Origin of the sequence: Flavobacterium sp. UW10123 (assembly GCF_040538975.1) — a bacterium.
Classification (GTDB): domain Bacteria; phylum Bacteroidota; class Bacteroidia; order Flavobacteriales; family Flavobacteriaceae; genus Flavobacterium.
On sequence record NZ_JBEWQE010000033.1, the window covers coordinates 1 to 5,138 of the forward strand.

The 5,138-nt window shown below is 48.9% G+C and carries 2 tRNA genes and 2 rRNA genes; all 4 read right to left on the reverse strand.

Annotation, left to right across the window (positions count from 1 at the left end):
• Positions 1 to 28: 28 nt before the first annotated feature.
• A 23S ribosomal RNA gene (locus ABXT06_RS22655) occupies positions 29 to 2,911 on the reverse strand.
• A 123-nt stretch (positions 2,912 to 3,034) separates the two neighbouring features.
• Positions 3,035 to 3,108: transfer RNA gene (locus tag ABXT06_RS22660), tRNA-Ala, on the reverse strand.
• A gap of 84 nt (positions 3,109 to 3,192) precedes the next feature.
• Positions 3,193 to 3,266 (reverse strand) — tRNA-Ile (locus tag ABXT06_RS22665).
• 129 nt (positions 3,267 to 3,395) lie between these two features.
• Positions 3,396 to 4,909, reverse strand: a 16S ribosomal RNA gene (locus ABXT06_RS22670).
• Together the 16S and 23S rRNA genes with 2 tRNA genes alongside form the textbook arrangement of a ribosomal RNA operon.
• Positions 4,910 to 5,138: the final 229 nt, after the last annotated feature.

A 5,138-nucleotide genomic window follows, 5' to 3' on the forward strand; every position in this document is an offset into this window, starting at 1 on the left:
TCCCCGCCCTTGAGCGGGGAAAAGGTTTGTGCATAAGCTTACGGATTATTAGTACTACTCGACTATGACATTACTGCCTTTACATCTGTAGCCTATCAACGTGGTCATCTTCCACGATCCTTAAAAGAAATCTCATCTTGTGGTGGGTTTCGCGCTTATATGCTTTCAGCGCTTATCCCTTCCCAACGTAGCTACTCTGCGGTGCCCCTGGCGGGACAACAGATACACTAGAGGTTAGTCCAATTCGGTCCTCTCGTACTAGAATCAGATCCACTCAAATTTCTAACGCCCGCAGTAGATAGAGACCGAACTGTCTCACGACGTTCTGAACCCAGCTCGCGTGCCACTTTAATGGGCGAACAGCCCAACCCTTGGGACCTTCTCCAGCCCCAGGATGTGACGAGCCGACATCGAGGTGCCAAACCCCCCCGTCGATATGAGCTCTTGGGGGAGATCAGCCTGTTATCCCCGGCGTACCTTTTATCCTTTGAGCGATGGCCCTTCCATGCGGAACCACCGGATCACTATGCTCTACTTTCGTACCTGATCGACCTGTATGTCTCTCAGTCAAGCTCCCTTATGCCATTGCACTCTACGCACGGTTACCAAGCGTACTGAGGGAACCTTTAGAAGCCTCCGTTACTCTTTTGGAGGCGACCACCCCAGTCAAACTACCCACCAAGCACTGTCCCCCACTTCTATGGGGTTAGGCCTCAGATAAACAAAGGGTTGTATTTCAACAATGACTCCACAACGCCTGGCGACGCCGCTTCATAGTCTCCAACCTATCCTACACATCATTTATCCAAGGTCAATACTAAGCTATAGTAAAGGTGCACAGGGTCTTTTCGTCCCACTGCGGGTAAACGGCATCTTCACCGTTACTACAATTTCACCGAGCTCATGGCTGAGACAGTGTCCAGATCGTTACACCATTCGTGCAGGTCGGAACTTACCCGACAAGGAATTTCGCTACCTTAGGACCGTTATAGTTACGGCCGCCGTTTACTGGGGCTTCAATTCAATGCTTCTCCGAAGATAACATCTCCTCTTAACCTTCCAGCACCGGGCAGGTGTCAGGCCCTATACTTCATCTTACGATTTTGCAGAGCCCTGTGTTTTTGATAAACAGTCGCCTGGACCTCTTCACTGCGGCCCCGATTGCTCGGGGCGACCTTTCTCCCGAAGTTACAGGTCTATTTTGCCTAATTCCTTAGCCATGAATCTCTCGAGCACCTTAGGATTCTCTCCTCAACTACCTGTGTCGGTTTACGGTACTGGTTCTTACTGCCTGAAGTTTAGAGGTTTTTCTTGGAAGCCCTTAGGCGCACTATCTCTTTGTCCGAAGACTCCGAGTACTATCGCATTTCACCAAACTCTCCGGATTTGCCTAGAGAGCCTATAGCTAGGTGCTTTAACGAACTATTCCGTCAGTTCGCGGCGCTTTCATCACTCCGTCACCCCATCACAGCAATAAGAAGTACGGGAATATTAACCCGTTGGCCATCGACTGTCCCTTTCGGGTTCGCCTTAGGTCCAGACTAACCCACAGCTGATTAGCATAGCTGTGGAAACCTTAGTTTTTCGGTGTGCGGGTTTCTCGCCCGCATTATCGTTACTTATGCCTACATTTTCTTTTCTGACCGGTCCAGCATACCTTACGATACACCTTCAGCCCTGTCAGAATGCTCCCCTACCACTTTGTGTTGCCACAAAATCCATAGCTTCGGTAATATGCTTATGCCCGATTATTATCCATGCTCGTCCGCTCGACTAGTGAGCTGTTACGCACTCTTTAAATGAATGGCTGCTTCCAAGCCAACATCCTAGCTGTCTGGGCAGACAAACCTCGTTCTTTCAACTTAGCATATATTTGGGGACCTTAGCTGATGGTCTGGGTTCTTTCCCTCTCGGACTTGGACCTTAGCACCCAAGCCCTCACTGTTATCAATCATTATATAGCATTCGGAGTTTGTCAGGAATTGGTAGGCGGTGAAGCCCCCGCATCCAATCAGTAGCTCTACCTCTATATAACTAAAATAACGCTGCACCTAAATGCATTTCGGGGAGTACGAGCTATTTCCGAGTTTGATTGGCCTTTCACCCCTACCCACAGGTCATCCGAAGACTTTTCAACGTCAACCGGTTCGGTCCTCCACTGTGTGTTACCACAGCTTCAACCTGCCCATGGGTAGATCACACGGTTTCGCGTCTAACACTACTGACTAAAGCGCCCTATTCAGACTCGCTTTCGCTGCGGATCCATGGCTTAACCACTTATCCTTGCCAGCAGCGTTAACTCGTAGGCTCATTATGCAAAAGGCACGCCGTCACCCCACTAAAGGGCTCCGACCGCTTGTAAGCGCATGGTTTCAGGATCTATTTCACTCCGTTATTCACGGTTCTTTTCACCTTTCCCTCACGGTACTGGTTCACTATCGGTCTCTCAGGAGTATTTAGCCTTAGCGGATGGTCCCGCCGAATTCAGACAGGGTTTCACGTGCCCCGCCCTACTCAGGATACCGCTATCCATTACATTTGTTGCCCGTACGGGGCTGTCACCCTCTATGGCGCTCCTTTCCAGAAGCTTCCGGTTCCTCATGCATGAAATATCGCGGTCCTACAACCCCAGCAATGCCGTAACAATCCTGGTTTGGGCTAATCCGCGTTCGCTCGCCACTACTTACGGAATCACTTTTGTTTTCTTCTCCTCCGCCTACTTAGATGTTTCAGTTCAGCGGGTTTGCCCACCTATCGGTGTGCTATATCTTCAATATAGCGGGTTGCCCCATTCGGATATCTGCGGATCAATCTGTGTGTGCCAGTCCCCGCAGCTTTTCGCAGCTTATCACGTCCTTCATCGCCTCTGAGAGCCTAGGCATTCCCCATGCGCCCTTATTTTGCTTATTGCACCAAATCATAATTTAATATGATCCGTTTTGTTTGTTTTTATTATTGCTAATAAAAACGCTTTCTACTTTCTTATTATTTTCTTATCCCAATATGTCAATGAACTTTAAAGCTTACGCTTTTGTGGAGAATAACGGAGTCGAACCGTTGACCTCCTGCGTGCAAGGCAGGCGCTCTAGCCAGCTGAGCTAATCCCCCATTTCTTTAGCTATGAGTTATTAGTTATGAGTTATGCCCATAATACTCAACTTCTAAAATTTCCTTTCGGCCTTAAGATTTTAGTAGTCCCGGGCAGACTCGAACTGCCGACCCCTACATTATCAGTGTAGTACTCTAACCAGCTGAGCTACGAGACTCTGTCTTCTTAATTCCTTATCATTTTTTTTTTAAATTAACAGCAAGAGTAATGCAATTTCAAGACCCAGAACCAAAGCCTAGGCATCTTATTTCCCCAGCGTGCCTTTCGGCTAACACTCGGGCTCTAGAAAGGAGGTGTTCCAGCCGCACCTTCCGGTACGGCTACCTTGTTACGACTTAGCCCTAGTTACCAGTTTTACCCTAGGCAGCTCCTTGCGGTCACCGACTTCAGGCACCCCCAGCTTCCATGGCTTGACGGGCGGTGTGTACAAGGCCCGGGAACGTATTCACCGGATCATGGCTGATATCCGATTACTAGCGATTCCAGCTTCACGGAGTCGAGTTGCAGACTCCGATCCGAACTGTGACCGGCTTTATAGATTCGCTCCTGGTCACCCAGTGGCTGCTCTCTGTACCGGCCATTGTAGCACGTGTGTAGCCCAAGGCGTAAGGGCCGTGATGATTTGACGTCATCCCCACCTTCCTCACAGTTTGCACTGGCAGTCTTGTTAGAGTTCCCGACTTGACTCGCTGGCAACTAACAACAGGGGTTGCGCTCGTTATAGGACTTAACCTGACACCTCACGGCACGAGCTGACGACAACCATGCAGCACCTTGTAAACTGTCTTGCGAAAGATCTGTTTCCAAATCGGTCAGTCTGCATTTAAGCCTTGGTAAGGTTCCTCGCGTATCATCGAATTAAACCACATGCTCCACCGCTTGTGCGGGCCCCCGTCAATTCCTTTGAGTTTCAAACTTGCGTTCGTACTCCCCAGGTGGGATACTTATCACTTTCGCTTAGCCACTGAACTTGCGCCCAACAGCTAGTATCCATCGTTTACGGCGTGGACTACCAGGGTATCTAATCCTGTTCGCTACCCACGCTTTCGTCCATCAGCGTCAATCAATTGGTAGTAACCTGCCTTCGCAATTGGTATTCCATGTAATCTCTAAGCATTTCACCGCTACACTACATATTCTAGTTACTTCCCAATAATTCAAGTCTGGCAGTATCAATGGCCGTTCCACCGTTGAGCGATGGGCTTTCACCACTGACTTACCAAACCGCCTACGGACCCTTTAAACCCAATGATTCCGGATAACGCTTGGATCCTCCGTATTACCGCGGCTGCTGGCACGGAGTTAGCCGATCCTTATTCTTACGGTACCGTCAAGCTCCCTCACGAGGGAGTGTTTCTTCCCGTACAAAAGCAGTTTACAATCCATAGGACCGTCATCCTGCACGCGGCATGGCTGGTTCAGGCTTGCGCCCATTGACCAATATTCCTCACTGCTGCCTCCCGTAGGAGTCTGGTCCGTGTCTCAGTACCAGTGTGGGGGATCTCCCTCTCAGGACCCCTACCCATCGTAGCCTTGGTAAGCCGTTACCTTACCAACTAGCTAATGGGACGCATGCTCATCTTCCACCGTTGTGACTTTAATTGAAAACCGATGCCGGTTCTCAATGCTATGAGGTATTAATCCAAATTTCTCTGGGCTATCCCTCTGTGGAAGGCAGATTGCATACGCGTTACGCACCCGTGCGCCGGTCTCAAAGTCCGAAGACTTCTACCCCTCGACTTGCATGTGTTAAGCCTGCCGCTAGCGTTCATCCTGAGCCAGGATCAAACTCTTCATCGTATATTTTAATAATGTATATGCGATGCCCTATCTATCGGTTCTCTTCGAATCTCTCGATTCCATTACTCTTATTCTTTATTTGTCTTGCCTTTTGGACAAGACGGCTGTCAATTCAATATGTCTACGAACGTTGTTTCTTTGTTTTCGCTTCTGTTTCAAAGCGGGTGCAAAACTAAAACTTCTTTTTGTTTCTCGCAAGAAAAAATTGAAAAAATTTTGAAGCTTTCTT